Raw genomic sequence first — 19,004 nt, 5'->3', positions numbered from 1 at the left:
GGCCCCTGCGACCGAACCCCATTGGGAGATTCACTCACTTCAGGTCCTCCTCATCAGCGCGGACAATCCACTCGCGGAACTGTTCACCCTCGTGGCGCTGCTCCTTGAAGTGATTGACGACGCGCTCGATGTAGTCACCCAGTTCTGCCGAGGTGACCTTGTGTCCGCGAACCTTGCGGCCGAAGTTGGCATCGAGCCCCAGCGAACCACCGAGGTGAACCTGGAAACCCTCGACACGGTTGCCCTCGTCGTCGGTGACAATCTGCCCCTTGAGTCCGATGTCGGCAATCTGCGTGCGGGCGCAGGCATTCGGGCAGCCATTGAGCGCAATGGTGATTGGGACGTCGAGGTCACCGAGGCGTTCCTCCAAGTCGCCCACCAAATCAATTGCGCGCTGGCGCGTGGTGACAAGTGCGAGCTTGCAGAACTCTAGGCCGGTGCAGGCCAGGATGCCCCGTCGGAAAGCAGAAGGCTTGGCAGACAGGCCAATTTCGTCGAGTTCTGCGAGCAGGGAGTCGACCTGGTCGTCGGCGACGTCGAGGAGAATGAGCTCCTTCATCACGGTGGTGCGGACGCGGGAAACACCGTGGCGCTCGGCGATGTCGGCGAGCTTGACCAGGTCAGAGCCCGGAACACGGCCAACAGCGGGCTTAACACCGACGTAGTTGAGACCGTCGGCCTGCTTGTGCACGCCGATGTGGTCCCGGTCGCCCTCGAAAGGTTCGGGTGCGGGGCCGTCGATAAGCTTGCGGTTGAGGTAGTCGTCTTCGAGTACCTGGCGGAACTTCTCCGCGCCCCATTCGGCAACGAGGAACTTCAGACGCGCACGATTGCGCAGGCGACGGTAGCCGTAGTCCCGGAAGATGCGGCACACGCCCGCCCATACCTCGGGAACCTCGTCCTCTGGGATCCAGGCGCCGAGACGCTGGGCGAGCATCGGGTTGGTGGAGAGACCACCACCGACCCAAACGTCGAAACCGGGGCCGTGCTCTGGATGATTGACACCGACGAAGGCAACGTCCTGGACCTCGTGGGTGACATCGAGACGCGGGGAACCGGAAACTGCCGACTTAAACTTACGCGGTAGGTTGGAGAACTCGTCGCCGGAGAGGTACTCCTCCTTGATGCGGCGGATGGCGTTGGTGCCGTCGACAATTTCATCGGCCGCAACACCGGCAACCGGGCTGCCTAGAATAACGCGGGGAACGTCGCCGCAGCCAAAGTTGGTGTCGAGACCAACTCGCTCAAGGCGGTCCCAGATCTCCGGCATATCTTCGACGCGAATCCAGTGCAGCTGGACGTTCTGGCGGTCGGAGAAGTCCGCAGTGTCGCGGGCGAAGTCGCGGGAAATCTCGCCGATGGTGCGAATGCCCTCGGTGGTGGTCTGGCCACCGTCGAGGCGGACGCGGAGCATAAAGTACTTGTCCTGCAGCTCGGCGTTGGTCTTCACGCCGGTGTGCTCACCGCTAAGCCCCTGCTTGCGCTGGGTGTAGAGGCCAATCCACTTAAAGCGAGGCGCTAGGTCCTCCGCGGGGATGGAGTCAAACCCCTGCTTGGAGTAGATGTCGATAACACGCTGCTTAACGGCGATGCCAGCATCTTCTTTCTTAATGCGCTCGTCGTCGTTAAGTGGCTCGCGGCCGTCGATAAGCCACTGCCCCTGTGGCTTCGGTGCGCGCTTCTTACGTCGGGTAGCCGCTGCGGAAGCTGGACGCTCGACGGTTTTCGTAGGAGAGCTCATGGGGAATCTACCGAATCACTTTCGTTTTGTTCTCGTTGACCGAATTAGTTTCTAATCTTTATAGACCGTTTGGTCTACGTTGCATTGCAGGCAACATTAGACCGACCAGTCTGGCTAGTGCAAGCCGGGACACGCTCGGATACCTAGCGGACTTCCGCTTCGCCCACGCGGACACCGTTTTTCGCACCCACTTTGACACCTTCAGAAGCATCCTCGGCCCCGGCATCAACCGAAGCGGGTGATGGAGATCCAGAACTAGGCACATCAGCCGAGGAAGACTGAGAAGTCGGCTCAAGTTGGACCCGCTGACGCAGCCCCGGAAGAGTGTCGTGCGAACGCGCCCACAGCACCAGCACAACGACAACAAAAGCCCACACGAGCAGCGCTGTCGTCAGTACGCCCCCAGAAACCAGCGACGAAAACAGAGTGCGAATATTCAGCCCCACCAACACGCCGCCGATCGCAATCCCAAGCAGCCGCGGATTAATGCGCCCCACCAGGTACGCAGCCAAGGGTGCCGCAATCACACCACCGCACAACAAACCAATTACCGGTGCGGCATGCTGAGTGAATTCCTCCCGCAGCTTGGGCAAAAAGCCCAGTACAGCCGCCAAGGCAACGAGAAATTCCGCCGCAGAGACAGTACCGATAATCTTGCGCGGCTGGTCAGCCTCAGCGCCGAGCAAAGTTGAGGTGGTAACAGGCCCCCAACCACCGCCTCCAGTGGAATCAAGCAGGCCACCAAAGAGCCCCAGCGGAGCGAGCTTCTTCGCCCCCCAGGCCTTCTTCTTGCGCTTAACATTGGCCAAAAAGGCGAAGCGGATAATCACCCACAGACCGAGGAAAAGCAAGATTGTCGAGGTCACAGGCGTCGCGGCATCACCGTCGAGATTCGCCAAAAAGGTCGCACCAATAAAGGCACCGATAGCACCCGGCACGCCAAGACTCAGCGCGCGTCGCCAGTCGACATTGCCGAATCGCCAGTGTGAAATACCGGAGGCCAGTGTCGTACCCACCTCTGCTACGTGAACCACCGCCGACGCAGTGGCAGCACTACTACCAGCGACAATAAACAGCGAAGTAGCGGTGACACCGAAAGCCATCCCCAGAGTGCCGTCGACTAATTGCGCGCCAAGGCCGATTAGCACGAAGACTATGAGTTTTTCCATGACAAGCCCTTCCCCGCTTACCCAACCAGAGCCTGCCGTTGCCACGATGCTCGCACGACGAGCCCCTTTCAGAGCTCATTCAGCAGAAGCGATGCGCAGCAAAACCCTCTCAAGCCAAAGCAGTGATTCTTGCGGTGTTTTGTGTTTGCTTTTTGTAGACCAGTTTGTCTATATTCTGTTTCAGCAAGCATAGACCGGTTGGTCTACGATAAGCAATCGCGACAAAGAAAACGTAGAAAAAGGATTCCACCCAATGACCAACGACCAGACTGCAGCCCAGAACACGGCCGCTTCCTCACTGCCCGATCTCGCCAACTCCACCACGCCACTGCGTGTAGCCGTGGTTGGCTCGGGCCCGGCCGGCATCTACGCCTCCGACGCGCTGATGAAGTCCGGCCGCGATGTCGCCATCGACCTCTACGAGCGCCTTCCAGTGCCGTTCGGCCTCATCCGCTACGGTGTTGCGCCAGACCACCCGCGAATCAAGGGCATCATTAAGTCCCTCCACCGAGTGCTGGACAAGCCGCAGGTTCGACTGCTGGGCAACGTGGACGTCGGCAAGCAGGTCAGCGTTGATGAACTGCGCCAGTTCTACGACGCCATCATCTTCGCCACTGGCGCGACCGGCGACCGCGATCTGAACATCCCGGGCTCGGATCTGCCGGAGCACTACGGCGCCGGTGAGTTCGTAGGTTTCTACGACTCCCACCCGGAGTTTGCTCGCGAATGGGACCTCTCTGCTGAGTCGGTCGCTGTGATCGGCGTCGGTAACGTGGGCCTCGACGTCGCCCGTATTCTCGCCAAGACTGCCGATGAGCTGCACGTCACCGAAATCGCCGACAACGTCTACGACGGCCTGGCAAAGAATGCCGCCCGCGAAGTCCATGTCTTTGGCCGTCGCGGTCCGGCTCAGGCAAAGTTCACTCCACTGGAGCTGAAGGAACTGGACCACTCTGACACCATTGAGGTTGTCGTGAATCCGGAGGACATCCAGTACGATGCCGCCTCCGAAACGTCCCGTCGCGAGTCCAAGATCACCGATCAGGTCTGTACGATTCTGGAAAACTACGCCATCCGCGAGCCAAAGGGCGCCCCGCACAAGCTCTTCATCCACTTCTTCGAGTCCCCGGTCGAAATCATCGGCGAGACCGGTGAAGATGGAGTACAGCACGTCAGCGCTATCCGCACCGAACGCACCGAACTCGACGGCGAGGGTGGCGTCCGCGGCACCGGCAAGTTCACCGAATGGCCGGTCGGTGCGGTCTACCGCGCAGTCGGCTACCGCTCCGACGCAGTCACCGGCGTACCGTTCGACACCGGCACGCACACCATCCCAGATGCCGGCGGCCGCGTGCTTGACGACATCGACGGCAACCACATCCAGGGCCTGTACACCACCGGCTGGATTCGCCGTGGCCCGGTCGGCCTAATCGGTAACACCAAGGGCGATGCCAACGAAGCTGTCGGCAACCTCATCGCCGACTGGGAGGCAGGTCGCCTGGCCGCACCTGCAAAGCCCACGCATAACGACGTCGACGAGTTCCTGGCCGACAAGGGCCTCCAGGTCACCACCTGGGAGGGCTGGCACGCACTCGACGCCGCCGAGCGTGCCGCGGGCGAAGCCGAAGGCCGCGAGCGCAAGAAGCTGGTCGAGTGGGCTGACATGGTTGCGGCCTCCACGGTCGTCGCAAAGCAGCCAGATGCCGATGACGTGGCCGAAGCTGTGCACGAAGCTGTTGTGGAGACCGTCGCGAGCTAGCGCATCGGGTCTAACCGGACAGTTGATTGTGCACGTCAGTCGATCTTCGGATTAGAGTTAATACATGGCTTATCATGCAGACTCATCCAACCTGGACGTCAAGGAAGTTCTGACCTGGGAAGGCTTCGGCGTCGCCTCCCGTGAACTGGCACAGCAGATTGTCGACTCGGACTTCGACCCGGAGATTATTATCGCCGTGGCCCGCGGTGGCCTGCTGCCAGCAGGCGCACTCAGCTACACCATGGGCGTCAAGCTCTCTGACGCCATCAACGTCGAGTTCTACACCGACGTGGCGGAGACCCTGCCGGATCCGGTTCTGCTGGAGCCGCTCCTGGACATCGAATCGATTTCCAACCGCCGCCTGCTGGTCGTTGACGATGTGGCCGACTCCGGTCGCACGCTGCATCTGGTGCTCGACCTGCTCAAGAAGCACGGCGCTGAAGTCCGTTCCGCTGTGCTCTACGGCAAGTCCCGCTCGGAGATTGCACCGGACTACGTCTGGAAGCACACCGATGACTGGATCGTCTTCCCCTGGTCGGCCGAGCCACCGGTACAGAAGTCCAAGTAGATCAAGTAGCTTACGCACCACAGCGGGCACAAAAAAGTGCGCTGCAGCGTTCCTTTCCCAAGCAACACCAGCAGCGCACACTAGGTCGTCGAACTAGCCCAGTTCGACGACCTTAATCTTTGATGCCGCCTCCGATGCACGCTCACGAGCAGCATCGACAGAATCCGCGGTTGAAACAGCAACGCCCATGCGGCGACGCGGGCCAGCGACCGGCTTACCAAAGATACGAATATCAGTCTCCGGAATAGCCATGGCCTCCGTCAGCCCGGTGTAACCCGGCTGCTCGATGTCAGCACCGCCGTAGACCACAGCGGAGGCTCCCGGGGACACCAGCGTGACGTCGATAGGCAGACCCAACACTGCACGCGCGTGCAGCTCGAACTCAGAGAAACGCTGGGTGCCCATGGTGACCATGCCGGTGTCGTGCGGACGCGGGCTGACCTCGGAGAACCACACCTCATCGCCGCGGACAAACAGCTCGACGCCGAAGATACCGCGACCGCCCAGCGCGTTGGTGATGCGCGCGGCGACAGAGCGCGCATTGTCCAGGGCGTTTTCACTCATGGCAGCCGGCTGCCATGACTCAACGTAGTCGCCGTCCTGCTGACGGTGCCCAATGGGCTCACAGAACCACGTTGCCCCCTCGCCGGTCTCCGGATCAACGGAGCGCACGGTCAGCAGCGTGATCTCGTAGTCGAAATCGACGAAGCCCTCCACAATGACGCGGCCGGACTCGACGCGGCCGCCACTCATGGCATAATCCCACGCGGCCTGGACATCCTCCGGCGAACGCAGCGTGGACTGCCCCTTGCCCGAGGAACTCATGACCGGCTTGACCACACACGGGAAGCCAATCTCATCGACAGCTGCGGTGAATTCATCAAAGCTGGAGGCGAAGTGATAGCGGGAAGTCGGCAGCCCAACCTCTTCCGCAGCCAGACGGCGAATACCCTCTCGGTTCATGGTCAGCTGAGTCGCCCGTGCGGTTGGAATAACGGTGACGTCCAGCGTCTCGTCTTCCTCAACCTCTTCCAGCACCTCGGTTGCCAGGGCCTCGATCTCGGGGACGATGAAGTGGGGCTTGACCTGGAGAATCAGATCCCGCAGTGCACTGGAATCCGACATATTCAAGACGTAGGCGTGGTGAGCGACCTGGTGTGCCGGTGCATGCTCGTAGCGATCGGCAGCGTGCACCTCAACGCCAAGACGTTGGAAAGCAATGGTCACCTCCTTGCCGAGCTCGCCAGAGCCGAGCAGCAGAACTCGCGTTGCTTCCGGCTGGTACGGGGTTCCGGTGACTTCAGGGGTGAACATCGAGATAAACTCGCTTTCGTCTACGGCACGTACGCTGCACAACCAGCAGCTGTGAAATTGATTGTCTCCAGCATACGACAGCGAGCGGATTCACCGCGGCGGGCACGGGCGGGGAACCTAGCGCGGGAACACCCGCTGGAACTCAGCCAGCGCCACCTCACGGTCAGCGGCCAGGACAACATTCGCCACCGAACCGGCAGGATCTTCCACCACCTGTCCGCGCCGCGCAGGCTCATCTGCAAAAGTTCGCCTATCGACGCCCACGAGGCGCATCTTCTCCACTTCCCCGGTCACCGCACCGACGGCCACCATCGCAGCGAAGAGGTCATGAACCTGCGCCTTGTAACCGACTCCAACTCCCTGGTGGAACTCAAAGTAGAACTTCAGCGAGCGGCGCAGAACACGCAGCAGCTCCGAGTTCATACCGGCATCTCGCCAGGATTCAATCTCAGTATCACTAATGGTGATGGTCTCGGTGACATTGAGCGGAACCAGCGTCGGCACCGGCGCGCCTGCGGCGGTGGCGATGCTGCGCACGGCATCCTCCGGGCGCTCGACGGCCACAGCGCCCGCGGTGCCGAAGACCTCGGTGACCGCGGTGGGGTCGACCCAGAAGTTCCATTCCGCAAACTCGGTAACGTTACCGTGGTACTCCACAGCACCGCCCATAATGGTCACACCGTCGAGCTCCCGCATGAGTTCTGGGTACTTCTTCAAAGCGGCCACGTAGGTAGTCATAGGGCCAGTGACCAGCAGGTGCACCTTCTCCCCCGTCGACCGCGCCTGTTCGATGACCTGGCGCCACAGCGCCAGCGGATCCGCCGCCCCTCCGCGCCCCGGCTCGTAGATGACGGCCGGTGGCGCCAGGTTGTAGCCCAGCCCGTACGGACCATGAGTCTCAGGCGTGGTAGTCAGCTCACGGTCAGCGGGCCCCTCGAAACCGCTGACAACCGGGACCTCCGGGCAACCGCAGAGATTCAACATGTACTTGGTGTTGCGAGCGGACCATGCCGCAGTGGTGTTACCACCTGCGCAGGTCACACCCACCAGCTCGATCTCGCCTGCGGTATGTAACCCTGCGAGGTAGACGAGAGCAAGACTGTCATCGATACCCGTGTCAACGTCGGCAAGCACTTTCAAACGCGTCATAAGGTCAAGTGTGACACGAAACACGCTCAGCCCGCAGAGCTAAACACGGGCAAAACAGGGATACAGACGAGTTTTCGCTGGTGCTAGCCGGGTTTACTAGTTCGTCGACATCGCTGCATCACCCACCGGAGCGGGCTCTGGCAGCGGCATATTCAGCTCGGCCAAGACCTCGCGCAGTCGCGTCGGGTAGTCGGTGATGATGCCATCGACACCAGCGGCAATCTGCTCGCGCATGGTCTCCTTTTCGTTCACCGTCCACGGCACCACCTTCATGCCGGCCTCGTGTGCGCGGGAAATCAGCTCCGGCGTGGCGACCGGGTGGTAGTCAGAATCCGACGGTGTCTTGCCGTAAGGAATGCTGTGCGTCGGTGAGAGCACCTGCACGCCGAGCTGCTTGGCGGCCTCGATGATGTCGCCATCGACCTCGTCGTAATTGACATCGCCGATCCAAGGAGAATCCTTCTTCCAGGTGGTTTCGTCCCACAGCATGACCAGCGGAATCTCCGGGTTCCGTTCCGCGACCAGCGGCAACGAGCGCCAATCGAAGGATTGAATCATCACACGATCAGCCACACCCGCGCGGTCAATCTCGTCGAGAATCACATCGACGAACTCCTGCGGTTCTGCCGAGTCAGCGCGCTTTTCGCCCTCGATCTTGGTCTCAATGTTGAAGTGGATGTCCTGGTTGTCCTTAGTCAGCTCGAACAGCTCCGGCAGGGTCATCATCCTATTGCCCTTGATTGGCTCCGCATCCGGGAAGTCCTCGAGCTTCTTGTCGCAGACCAGGGTTTGTACCTGCTCATAGGTGAGATCATGTACGAGCTTGCCGACGTACGGGTACTGCGGATCCCCCTCCGTCACTGGCTCGGTGTCCGAGCACTTGTCATCTTGGATTTCCGGATCGTGCCAGACCATAGGCACGCCATCCTTCGTCAGAACGATGTCCAGCTCCAACGTCGTAACGCCCAGCTCCAGCGAGTTGGCCATCGCCTGCTTGGACTCCTCCGTCCACTCACCGCGACCACCACGGTGCGACTGCAGATCAAACCCCTCCGGCAGCTTAGCCATCGCAGCCGGCCGCACATTCGCGGACGCATTCAGCTCAGCGACCTGCTGCTTTTCAAAGGTCTTCTCTTCGCTCGCCGTAGTGCTAACCGCGCTTGCACTGCTTGACGACGATGCCGCATCGTTGTCCGCATCATTGCTGCAGGCTGCAATGGGAGAAATAGCAAACGCGCCCATAGCAATCGCCGCGATTGCGCGGCGCGTGCCGTGGACGCGTGAATTCTGAGGCTGCTCGCTCTGCTTGGCCCGTTCGTCAAACATGGAGTCAGATGAGTTGCGAGAAGACATGGCCGGTGATTTTCCTCTTTGGGCGTAGTATTAGCGACTTCATAGCGACGGCGCAGTACCGACAACACAGTGTCGACAAACTACCGTCGGAGGTTTACGGAACACAGAAATCTAGATGAAAACTGTGTGGCGCGCCACTACTTTAAAACGGCCTGACAGCACTCGCATCTGGAGAGAGTGCGGGGTGAGCGTTTAATTTCCCTCTGCTTTTGGAATCTCGCCTTCTTGAGCGACCTCTGACCCATCCCAGGAGTACGTAACGGGAGCGTTGTACTGGTCTTTAAAGGCGAAGGCACCGCCGTCTTCGATCATTTTATTGACATCGAAGAAATTGACGGTCACAGTTTTGCCATCGCCCTCGACCGAGTTGATTGTCTGCGGACCACCGGCGGTACCCACGTACTCGCCCTTATGAAACAGCAGCACTGCACCAGCGGTAGTTGAATGCGTAATTTCATTCTGTACTGCTGAGGCAAAGGTCAACTCGCTGGTGGTATCCCAGTTCGTATCGTCCGTGACTGTCCAACCGCTGCCATTGCCACCTTCCATTGAGTTCAGGTCGGCAACCGCTTCTTCGAAAGCCTCTTCCTGGGTTGGCGCAGAAGAACCCCCATCGGAGTCGTTGTCATCGACATCCGGATTGGGGGTATCTGCACTTTCACTGTCATCCTCGACAGTGGTGGTCGTAGTGATGGTGGTCGTTTCTTCATCTACCTGAGGAGCAGAGGTCGGTGCTGCAGTCTCATCAGTGGAGCAACCGGACAAAGCCACTACACCTGCGACCGCCGCGCTAACCAGCATCGACCCGCGACGAACTGAACGACCACTCATGGCTGGAACCTCTTCTGTTCTCTCAAGTTTTCTCAAACACTTAGCGACGGCGGAGCATTACTTTCTCATGTCCGACTCTGAATTGAGTTTACTTGGAAAAAATCAAGAGTCCCCGCGAGTGCCCAAGAATTCTCGAAAGCTCTCGAGAGTTCTCGGGAGCCGTTAGGAAGCGGGCTTCGCGCCGCCGGGAATCTTCCCCTCGTGAACGACGTGATCGCCGTTCCAGAAGAAGTGAACATTAGAGGTGAACTTGGCCACATCAGCGTTCGGCGCACCTGCGGCCTCCTGGGCCTCCCAGTCGTGGTAGATGACCGAGATGTTCTTACCATCAGGGGTCGGCGTCACCTTGTTGATGTGCTGAGGCCGGTCAGAGTCCGTACCAATGTATTCACCCTTGTGGAACATCAACAACACAGTGGAGGACTGAGCGTTACCCTGCTTGGCCTGATCTGCGAGAGCAAAGCTCAAATCGCTACACGGGCTGAAGTTGGAGGTGCCAGTGTACTTCCACCCATCATGGTTGTTCGGACGCTCCCTGTTGACCTTATCCAGGGCCGCCTGGATTTCAGGTGCAGCCGGGTTCGGGGTACAGCTATCCGCCTGCGCCGGAGCTGGAGCCGGTGCTGGTGCCGGAGCTGGTTTCGCCTGAGCCGCAGGAGCTGCAATTGCTCCACCTACTGCGGAGAAAACCATCGCGCCGGAAAGCACGGCGGAACTTGCCAGTCGTTGTACTCGGTGTCCTGTGTTTTGCATGAAAACCACACGCCTTCTGTCGTTTGGACTTCTGTCGTTGGACTACGCGGTGAGGCCTACGATACAAAAATGACTCTGGGATGCCAGGGGCAACTGACAATTCCCAGAGCCTTCGCGTGGTTAGCAAATGTTCTTTTTTACAGCAGCCAGCGGTTTCGGCACCGAAGATTTTTTATCTAACAGTTCGATAAAGCCGGGTCGAAAGCCGGACTATTTTCCGGTTAGTTCGCCACTGCCTCCAGGTTAAGTGTCCAGCGCTAGTTATCCAGCACGTCGTGAACAACGATGGTCTGGTCACGACCCGGACCAACACCGATGTAAGAAATGCGAGCGCCGGAGAGCTCCTCCAGTCGGTTCAGGTAATCCTTGGCCTTGTCCGGCAGCTCATCGAAGGTGCGGCAGCCAGTGATGTCTTCGTCCCACGCAGGCATGGTCTCGTAAATCGGGACAGCGTGGTGGAACTCCGACTGGGTGAGTGGCATTTCGTCGTGACGCACGCCATCAACGTCGTAAGCGACACAAATCGGAATCTCACCGATACCGGTCAGGACGTCCAGCTTGGTGATGAACAAATCCGTGAAACCGTTGACGCGCGCGGCGTAGCGAGCCAGCACCGAATCGTACCAACCACAGCGGCGCTTACGGCCGGTGTTGACTCCGACCTCACCGCCGGTGGTCTGGAGGTACTCGCCCCACTTGTCGAACAGCTCCGTCGGGAACGGGCCAGCACCGACGCGGGTGGTGTAGGCCTTCATGATGCCCAGCACCGAAGTAATCTTCGTCGGGCCGATACCGGTACCCACGCAGGCACCACCAGCGGTTGGGTTCGAGGAAGTCACGAACGGGTAGGTGCCGTGGTCGACATCGAGCATGGTGGCCTGACCGCCCTCCATGAGGACATGCTTGCCGGCATCCAAAGCCCGATTGAGCTCAAACTCCGAGTCGATAATCATCGGACGCAGACGATCGGCGAAGCCCATGAAGTAATCGAAGACCTCATCCGGGTCGATGGCGCGGCGGTTGTACAGCTTGACCAGAATCTGGTTCTTCTGAGCCAGCGAAGACTCAATCTTCTGGCGCAGAATCGACTCATCCAGAATGTCCTGGACACGCAAGCCCGTACGTCCGACCTTGTCGGCGTACGTCGGGCCAATACCGCGGCCAGTGGTGCCGATAGCGCGCTTACCCAGGAAGCGCTCGGTCACGCGGTCCAGCGTCTGGTGGTACGGAGCAACCATGTGGGCATTGCCCGAAACGCGCAGGCGGGAGGCCTTTGCACCGCGGGCTTCGAGGCCATCAATCTCGTCGAAAAGCGCCTCGAGGTTGACCACACAGCCGTTACCGATAATCGGCACCGCGTTTTCCGACAGCACACCCGCCGGAAGCAGCTTCAGCTCGTACTTCTCACCGCCGACGACAACGGTGTGGCCGGCGTTGTTGCCACCGTTGGGCTTGACGACGTAGTCGACGCGGCCACCGAGAATATCGGTTGCTTTGCCCTTGCCCTCGTCGCCCCACTGGGCACCGACGATAATGATTGCGGCCATAGTCCTACTTCAACTCCTGGGATTGCAGACGACGCATTAGAGTGTAGTCCTATGCGTATTGTTGTGCTGCAGTGTGGCCCCGATGTACCCGCGTTTTCCCAATTGCTCCGCCAATCATGGTCTACATCAGCACCGTCCACACCATCAGCACCAGCTACTCCGGCACCACCCGCCTATGCGCTTCACGACGTCGCGATGATCCCCACCCGCAAGGAGCTGGCTTTCATCGACGACCTGGCCAAGGACGTACTGCCTGTCGATACAGCTCCGACGCCGGAGGAAATCTCCAAGCAGAAGAAAGTCGACCACTTAGGCGCTCCGCAACCCGCTCCGCAAAAGCCGAGCGAGCCGTTACGAATTGTGGTCGTTGGCCCCGACGCGGCACTGGCTACCGTGGCAACCTACCTGATGCGCAAGAACCTCCTGTGGATTGAAGTGGCACATGTCCCCACCGCGCCCTCGACCGCGGCCAAAAACTGGGGCATCGAAGGAGGAGAAGGGCTCGATGCGGCGGCCGCGCTCACACGCCCGACGACGCCAGTGCCGCTGATTCGCGACGACACCGGCCACGCAATTGTTGGTTACGCCCTACTGACAGAGCCGGGAATTACCGGAGTGTCCTCGGCAAACGGGTTTACTGGCGAGGTCTATGTCGACGAGCATCAGATGTTCTCCGGCACATCCACCGGCCTGCAGATTCGCCCTACCCCCGATGCCCCGGGCATCGTTGCGGCCGAAGTTCCGGCGCCGGATGCGGAAAACGGTAACGAGGGTGAGAGCGGCAAAGGCCTGCTGAGCCGACTCGGATTGGGGCGCGGTGGCCGTCGTAAAGCGAAAGAAGCCCCGGCCCGCGAGCTACACCGTCCGATGACGGGTCGGGCAGTTCAAGTTGGTGGCCTGGGCTTCCGATATGTGCGCGATGGCGTGGAGTCACGAAAGCCGAGAGAGAAGACAACTCTGTACCGACACCTTCGCGACTTGCAGATTGTGCACTAACTGCGGCGGGCAATAGCCACGGTCTGCCTGTGCGAAAGTGGCGTGCATGAAAGTGACCTGCGCGAAAGTTCGAGTACAGATAACATTTGGGTGTTAAAGCCACTGCCCGCCACTGCCTCGATAGGACAGCATCATGACTGACAACACCCCACGGCTACGCGCTGGCGACCAAGCCCGCCACACTGCGCTGGAACGCTTGGAATGGGCATTCCGCGATGGCCAGATTGACTTTGCGGAACTGCAGGAGCGCACCGAGAAAGCCCAAAAGGCAACGTACATTGATGAGTTGCCCACATTGACACAGGACTTGTCGCTGCCCGCGAACCTGGCCGAGCCGACTCCACATGCGCACCCAAACCCTAACCTGCGCCCGAACCTGCACAGCGTCCCGGACGAGCACCATTCAGTGGCACCGAATGCAGCCAGCAATCATCAACCAGCCCGGATTGATAGCTCCGCCGCGGCAACTGGTTCGAAGCTCTCCATCGGCATCTTTGGCGGCACCGACAAGAGAGGCCCTTGGACGTGCGCTCCCACGCACACCACGGTGGCGGCCTTCGGCGGGACTGGCTTGGATTTCCGCGAGGCCATCCTTACCGCGGAAACCACTGTCGTCAACATTGGCTGCGCCTTCGGTGGAGTCGACGTCATTGTCCCCGACCACTACCAAGTTGATGTCGACGTGCTGCCCATCTTCGGAGGCACGGATGTTACTGGAAAGCCGGGACGCAACCTTCCTGCTCCTGGCGCAGGACAGGCTCCGAAGATTATTGTGCGCGGCTTCGTCGCTTTCGGCGGCGTCGAGGTCAAGCGCGTACCGCACTAGAGCATGCTGCAGTAGCAAGTGCGCCTGGCGAGCCACTACTCGCCCACGTCTCACCGGCTACTCGTCCCATACCTCCGGCGGCATTGCTGGGAACGGCGTCGTCGGCGGCAGCGTTGCCACAGCTGAACGTCTGGACAGGCCACACACCTGCAACAGGTCCACCACCAAGGAGTGGGACTGCGCAAACACAACCTGTTCCGACAGCGTTGCGTCCTCGATCACGCGCGGGTGCATTTTCGCCGCTAGACGACGCAAGTACCGAACCACGTCTTCAAGCTTGACCTCTCCGGATCCCTCGGAAAGCTGAGCGATAGCGATGTCGCCGGATTCGAAAGGCAACTCGCCCCACTCTGGGATTCGGCGCACGGCGGCTTCGTCGTCAAGCACATGACTGACCAGGCGCGTACCTTCAGACACGCCGAGAACAAGTGCGCACAGTTCGGACGAGAAGTCGATGTGATCCTCACGTGCGGTGATAGCGCGACGCGCGAGCACACGGATGTTGCGCATGGCGTTGTCGACGGGATGTACCATGCGCGACAGCGAGTGGATTCTATCCCGAGAGCGCCAGAGCAACGGCGAGATACGGACCTGCTCGCCCGCGTCGGCGACAGTGCGGTCCATCAGCGAGACCTGCGCCTGCATGGAGCGCACCACGCTCAGTGCGGTGCGGATGCGATCGGTGTCGCCCTCTTTCATGCCGATGCCGATGTCATAAAGTACGTCTGCACCCATGTCGAGGACCTTGGCCACCTTGCGGCGAGCACCCGCCAGCGGGCTTCGCGGCAATATCATGAGCACAATAATGCCCACCACACCACCGACGAGAGCATCGATCATTCGGTAATAAGAACCGGCGGTGCCCGGCGGAATAATGGTGGCGATGAGCACGGCTGAAGATGCCGCTTGGTTGACCACAAGCGGACCGCGACCGACAAACACGCCAATGACCATGGCGACGAACACACCGACAGTCAGCTGCCAGATACCCGAGCCGAGGATGGAGATAATCACATCACCAATGCCGACTCCCAACGAGGCGCCGAGCACCAACTCCACAGAGTGCTTTAGGCGAGGACCTGCGGTCATCACGTTGAGGCTGATGAAAGCGGCCATCGGCGCGAAGAACGGGTTGGGGTGCCCCAGTACCTCAAGTGCGAACCAGTAGGCCAACCCAGCGGCTAACGTGGCTTGGACAATGAGCATCCAACGGGAGCGCACACGGTCAATCGCATGGAGGAAACGCGTGCGGGGCCTCACTTTCTGACGCAGCTTGTTTGCTGCGCGGGAGGCCGGATGTAGGTACGTATTGCGAAAGTCTTGGAAATCCGGGCGCGGATTATCCTCGACGAATTGCGTTTCCTTAGCTTCGACGAGGTCGTCGACATGCGCGGGAGCAAGGTCCTCTAGATTCCTGGCAGCTGCGGCATCCTTATCTTCCCCACCAGCTATGCCAGCCATGCCGAAGTCACCATCCTCATGTAAAAAACTGTGCGCTTTTTATGTACCCGTTGTGCTGTTGTGCACTCTTATGTGCCCGCTGAATCTCTATGCGCGATTAAAGACCCAGTTCTGGCAACGCGGATTCATCACTGTCACGCAGCAACGCCATCATGCGATCGAATTCATCATCCTCGCCGATAGCCTTAGCAGCCTTAGCCAACGCTGCGAAGGCGCGGAGCACACCACGATTCGGCTCGTGCTCCCACGGAATGGCTCCGAACCCCTTCCAGCCGTTTCCACGCAGCAGGTCCAGACCGCGGTGGTAACCAGTGCGAGCGAAGGCATAGGCCTGAATCTCCTGGCCCTCGGACAAGGCGCTTTCAGCCAAATCCGCCCAAGCCTGGGAATCGCGCGGGCATGCGCGAACCACGGCCTCCGGGCTTGCGCCACCGTTGCGGGCAGCAACGGCCTCGTCAAGAACGGGGAGCTTCACGGGAGCAGGAGCCATCATGTCATTGAGTTTCATGCGTCCTATTGTGCCAGGCATCACGTGGCGATGGCAGGGGCTCAGTATGTGACTCTCTGTTGGCAACGGCGGGCACAGCGTGGTGGGGCGACGTCGGCAAGCGCCAGATGACGACCAACTAGCGTTCCCCGACTACTCCGGGCAGCTCGGCTTCGTCGAATCCAACGACTCACCATTTTCCAGCTTGGTCGCAACAAAATCGGCCACTCGGGCGCACGCTTCCATCAGCATCCAACCCGACAGCTGGACAGAGAGGTCACGCTCCTTAATCGCCGAACCGCGAACCGCGCCACCGACTGATTGCGCAACCGAACCGCCCTGTGGGAACTGAGCATTGTCGTTCCAATCTGCGGGGAAAAGCGGCAGGCCATCAACCTCGAGGCGGTGGTACCAGCACTTCTCCCCCGAAGCCAGAACCAGTCGGCGAGCAATGCGGGCCGCCGCGCGATTCATGCGATTGTCTCCAGGCAAACGCACCGCCGCATCGGCGAGGTATCGCACGAGGATGCCGTTGAACAGACCACCATCGCCGCCACCGGCACCGGCGATGACATTGTCGGTGGTCGCCAAATCCTTTGCCACCGCGTGGATGAGGTTTTGCACGCGCGTGAAATACTTCGTCGCCTGTTCACGCTGGCCGTGCGCCCGAAGCGCAAGTCCCACTTCGAGGCAAGCGCCAATCATGACACCCTGGTTGTACGTAAACATGCCCTTCTGTACGACGGCACCTGCCATGGACAAGCGAATGCCGTCGTAGAGCAGCCCTGAGTCCGCCAGGAGGTTGGCGTAAACCCAATCGATAAGTTCCTCTGCCTCCTTGATACGACCAGCCCGGGCCAGAGCGATGGCTGCAGGACCGTTCGAGGGAACGTTGAAGAAGAGGTCCTGCTCACGCCACGGCAGCACACCCGTGGACTCCTGCCGACCATCACCCAAGCATGAAATCAGCCGTGCTGTCGTCTTCTTGGGCACCGATGCGCCGAGGACCGCGTCGGCACGCCCGAGCGCCAACGCCATCCACGCGCGATCGTCGTAGTACTTGTTCTTGGTCAGCAGCGTGAGGTTGCGAATGCGGATACCCCGAGTGGTCTGGCGGATAGCGCGGTACTTCTCCTTAGAAGGCACGCGCTTGGCTGCGTCTACCAGGCAGTCGAGATACTGCGCCTGCCACCAGTAATGCCAGTTGATGAAGACCTTATGTCGCAGCGGCGCGGGCCAGGAAGCCATTGCCAAATTCGTGCCCGGAAGACCCCACAGCTTCGCCGCATGACGGTTGCGAATCGCCTGTTCAGCCACGTCCGCACGATAGGCCCACGTTTCGGCCTCCGGACGCGACATTTTTAGAACCACTGGCTCTCCTTAAAACGGCTGTGAAACAGCTCTAAAACAGCCTTCGAAATAAAACACCTAAGCAGACAATTACCAGGCCGCGGTGATATCTGCATGAGTACGAATCCAAGAGTGCATGGCAATACCCGCCGCTACCCCCGCATTTATCGAACGCGTCGAGCCAAATTGGGCAATCGACACCGTCAAATCCGCCGACTGCTGTGCTTCTTCAGTCACTCCCGGCCCCTCCTGGCCGAAGAGCAAAAGACAACGCTCGGGCAACTCAACGGTTTCGATGGGTACGGAGCCCGGCACATTGTCCACGGCCACGACAGCCAAATCATGCTCGCGCGCCCAGCTAATGACCTCCGACACCGTCTCGTGGTGCAGCAAGTGCTGGTAGCGGTCAGTCACCATCGCGCCGCGACGATTCCAACGCTTGCGCCCCACGATGTGCACGGCCTCCACCAGGAAGGCATTTGCGGTGCGTACCACGGTGCCAATGTTGGAGTCATTCTCAAAATTCTCGATGGCGATGTGCAACGGATGACGACGCTTATCCAGCTCCGCGACGATAGCCTCCATCGTCCAGTAGCGGTAGGCATCGACGACATTACGTCGGTCGCCCTCATCCAGAAGCTGCTCATCGTATTCTGGGCCGGTCGGCCGGGGTTCGTTCGGGTGCTCCTGCTCCCACGGCCCCACCCCGACACGAGCCTCAAACCATTCCGTCGGCCCCTTCCCGGGCTCAGGCGCGGTCAAGAGCCAACAGCCCCTCGACCAGGAACAACTGCGCCACGGTGTAGGTGTCCATCACTGCCGCATTCAGAAGCTTGCCGACGACGCCCTCCTCCGCAAACATCTTTCGAGCCATCAGTAGCGTGTCGGAGACGAGGAACAGGTTGCCACCGTGGCCGAGGCCGTAGGCGGCATCGGCAATCGGTAGGCCGGTCTGCTCATCAGTACCGACAGCACCGGCACCCTCCAGCAGCGCCGGGTCATCGGCCAGTGCGGAGGTCACAGCCAGCAGCGGACCGTAGCCAACAGCAGCGGGCAGCGCCTCGGGCTTTACAGCACCGACCAGCGGTACCGAACCAGCCCACAGTGGGAAGCGAATGGCAGCACGCAGCGCGCTAATCCGAGCTCCGGCACGCCACAGCAGCACGTGGTAGGCAACCTGGTTAACTGCGAACGGCACAGAACCGCGGTTCAGGTTCGGCTTATTCGGCATGAGAATCAAGTCGCCCAGCCAACCGCCGGCGAGGCCGATGAGCAGGGTGGTCGTCGTAAAGCGAGACGTCTCGTGGCGACGGCGCCAAACATTGGCCGCCAACAGTGGCATGAGGACAGTCTTGGAAACTCGACGTGGAGTCTCCCAGCCGAAGGCACTGGAGACAACGTTGACCGCACTGGCGGCGATGTAGCCGGCACGTTCTGGGGCACGGCGAGTGTCGGAGCTCGCGCTGGCGATACCGACGAGTGCGCCGAGGCCCTCGCCCGTGCGACGCACAAACATGTCAGCGACGGTTTCCTTTGTGCCGGGAAGTTTGGTCGTGGTGAGCTTGGACAGGAGTCCTGCGCGCTTGGTGGTCATGGGGATGTTCCTCTTTCGTGGGACTGCGTTGGGGCGGTGAGCTGGGTGAGGCTCGGTGAGCAGGGTGAGGCTCGGCGAGCAGGGTGAGGCTCGGCGATAGCTCTAG

At 60.3% G+C, this 19,004-nt stretch carries 17 protein-coding genes; 4 read left to right on the top strand and 13 right to left on the bottom strand.

Translation table 11 applies throughout. The features are described from left to right. Positions 1–34: 34 nt before the first annotated feature. Both HMPREF2681_RS03100 and HMPREF2681_RS03095 read right to left on the bottom strand, forming a co-directional pair. Positions 35–1,741, bottom strand: coding sequence for a nitrite/sulfite reductase (locus HMPREF2681_RS03100; protein WP_070546045.1), 1,707 nt, complete (start codon positions 1,739–1,741; stop codon positions 35–37). 143 nt (positions 1,742–1,884) lie between these two features. Continuing rightward, on the bottom strand, positions 1,885–2,910 hold the full coding sequence (locus tag HMPREF2681_RS03095) for a sulfite exporter TauE/SafE family protein (RefSeq protein WP_049193775.1): 1,026 nt from the start codon (positions 2,908–2,910) through the stop codon (positions 1,885–1,887). Between the two features lie 253 nt (positions 2,911–3,163). Here HMPREF2681_RS03095 and HMPREF2681_RS03090 point away from each other — a divergent pair, with 253 nt between their 5' ends. Next, positions 3,164–4,669 carry an FAD-dependent oxidoreductase gene (locus HMPREF2681_RS03090; protein ID WP_049189473.1) on the top strand — a complete coding sequence of 502 codons (1,506 nt, stop codon included), beginning with the start codon at positions 3,164–3,166 and terminating at the stop codon, positions 4,667–4,669. 64 nt (positions 4,670–4,733) lie between these two features. Beyond that, positions 4,734–5,237, top strand: coding sequence for a phosphoribosyltransferase (locus tag HMPREF2681_RS03085; RefSeq protein ID WP_048734520.1), 504 nt, complete (start codon positions 4,734–4,736; stop codon positions 5,235–5,237). Positions 5,238–5,330: 93 nt separating this feature from the next. Here HMPREF2681_RS03085 and purT read toward each other — a convergent pair whose 3' ends face one another. The 6 genes from purT to HMPREF2681_RS03055 all read right to left on the bottom strand — a co-directional run bounded on the left by purT (position 5,331) and on the right by HMPREF2681_RS03055 (position 12,184). Further along, positions 5,331–6,551 (bottom strand): formate-dependent phosphoribosylglycinamide formyltransferase, encoded by a 1,221-nt coding sequence (purT, locus tag HMPREF2681_RS03080; protein ID WP_049169873.1) that lies wholly within the window; start codon positions 6,549–6,551, stop codon positions 5,331–5,333. 117 nt (positions 6,552–6,668) lie between these two features. Then, complete coding sequence (locus HMPREF2681_RS03075) at positions 6,669–7,700, bottom strand: nucleoside hydrolase (RefSeq protein WP_070546043.1); 1,032 nt, start codon at positions 7,698–7,700, stop codon at positions 6,669–6,671. Between the two features lie 96 nt (positions 7,701–7,796). Then, complete coding sequence (locus tag HMPREF2681_RS03070; RefSeq protein WP_070546041.1) at positions 7,797–9,053, bottom strand: glycerophosphodiester phosphodiesterase family protein; 1,257 nt, start codon at positions 9,051–9,053, stop codon at positions 7,797–7,799. A 192-nt stretch (positions 9,054–9,245) separates the two neighbouring features. Then, complete coding sequence (locus tag HMPREF2681_RS03065; protein WP_070546039.1) at positions 9,246–9,884, bottom strand: LppP/LprE family lipoprotein; 639 nt, start codon at positions 9,882–9,884, stop codon at positions 9,246–9,248. Positions 9,885–10,046: 162 nt separating this feature from the next. Further along, positions 10,047–10,637: an LppP/LprE family lipoprotein gene (locus HMPREF2681_RS03060; RefSeq protein ID WP_049169864.1), complete on the bottom strand. Its 591-nt coding sequence runs from the start codon at positions 10,635–10,637 to the stop codon at positions 10,047–10,049. Positions 10,638–10,894: 257 nt separating this feature from the next. After that, entirely contained in the window at positions 10,895–12,184 is a 1,290-nt protein-coding gene (locus HMPREF2681_RS03055; RefSeq protein ID WP_070546037.1) for an adenylosuccinate synthase, read from the bottom strand. A 51-nt stretch (positions 12,185–12,235) separates the two neighbouring features. Here HMPREF2681_RS03055 and HMPREF2681_RS03050 point away from each other — a divergent pair, with 51 nt between their 5' ends. Both HMPREF2681_RS03050 and HMPREF2681_RS03045 read left to right on the top strand, forming a co-directional pair. Beyond that, on the top strand, positions 12,236–13,180 hold the full coding sequence (locus HMPREF2681_RS03050; RefSeq protein WP_246815984.1) for a hypothetical protein: 945 nt from the start codon (positions 12,236–12,238) through the stop codon (positions 13,178–13,180). A gap of 133 nt (positions 13,181–13,313) precedes the next feature. Then, the gene (locus tag HMPREF2681_RS03045) at positions 13,314–14,006 is read left to right on the top strand and encodes a DUF1707 SHOCT-like domain-containing protein (protein WP_016421544.1); all 693 of its coding nucleotides are present in this window, start codon (positions 13,314–13,316) and stop codon (positions 14,004–14,006) included. A 57-nt stretch (positions 14,007–14,063) separates the two neighbouring features. Here the strand turns inward: HMPREF2681_RS03045 and HMPREF2681_RS03040 are convergent, their stop codons facing one another. From HMPREF2681_RS03040 to HMPREF2681_RS03020, 5 genes are all read right to left on the bottom strand, one after another. After that, positions 14,064–15,467, bottom strand: coding sequence for an FUSC family protein (locus tag HMPREF2681_RS03040; protein WP_070546033.1), 1,404 nt, complete (start codon positions 15,465–15,467; stop codon positions 14,064–14,066). A 97-nt stretch (positions 15,468–15,564) separates the two neighbouring features. Further along, positions 15,565–15,975: a DUF3151 domain-containing protein gene (locus HMPREF2681_RS03035; RefSeq protein WP_016421545.1), complete on the bottom strand. Its 411-nt coding sequence runs from the start codon at positions 15,973–15,975 to the stop codon at positions 15,565–15,567. Between the two features lie 132 nt (positions 15,976–16,107). Continuing rightward, positions 16,108–17,325, bottom strand: a complete 1,218-nt coding sequence (locus tag HMPREF2681_RS03030) for a glycoside hydrolase family 76 protein (protein ID WP_005510131.1) — start codon at positions 17,323–17,325, stop codon at positions 16,108–16,110. Between the two features lie 69 nt (positions 17,326–17,394). Next, the gene (locus HMPREF2681_RS03025; protein WP_070429389.1) at positions 17,395–18,066 is read right to left on the bottom strand and encodes a TrmH family RNA methyltransferase; all 672 of its coding nucleotides are present in this window, start codon (positions 18,064–18,066) and stop codon (positions 17,395–17,397) included. After that, a complete protein-coding gene (locus HMPREF2681_RS03020; RefSeq protein ID WP_016421548.1) occupies positions 18,053–18,898 on the bottom strand; it encodes a lysoplasmalogenase family protein in 846 nt (281 codons plus the stop codon). Before HMPREF2681_RS03020 ends, HMPREF2681_RS03025 begins: the two co-directional genes overlap by 14 nt. Between the last annotated feature and the right edge of the window lie 106 nt (positions 18,899–19,004).

Origin of the sequence: Corynebacterium sp. HMSC064H12 (assembly GCF_001809925.1) — a bacterium.
In the GTDB taxonomy this organism is placed as follows: Bacteria; Actinomycetota; Actinomycetes; order Mycobacteriales; family Mycobacteriaceae; genus Corynebacterium; species Corynebacterium jeikeium_D.
Note: the sequence above shows the minus strand (reverse complement) of the source record. Positions and strands in the feature narration are given on the sequence as shown.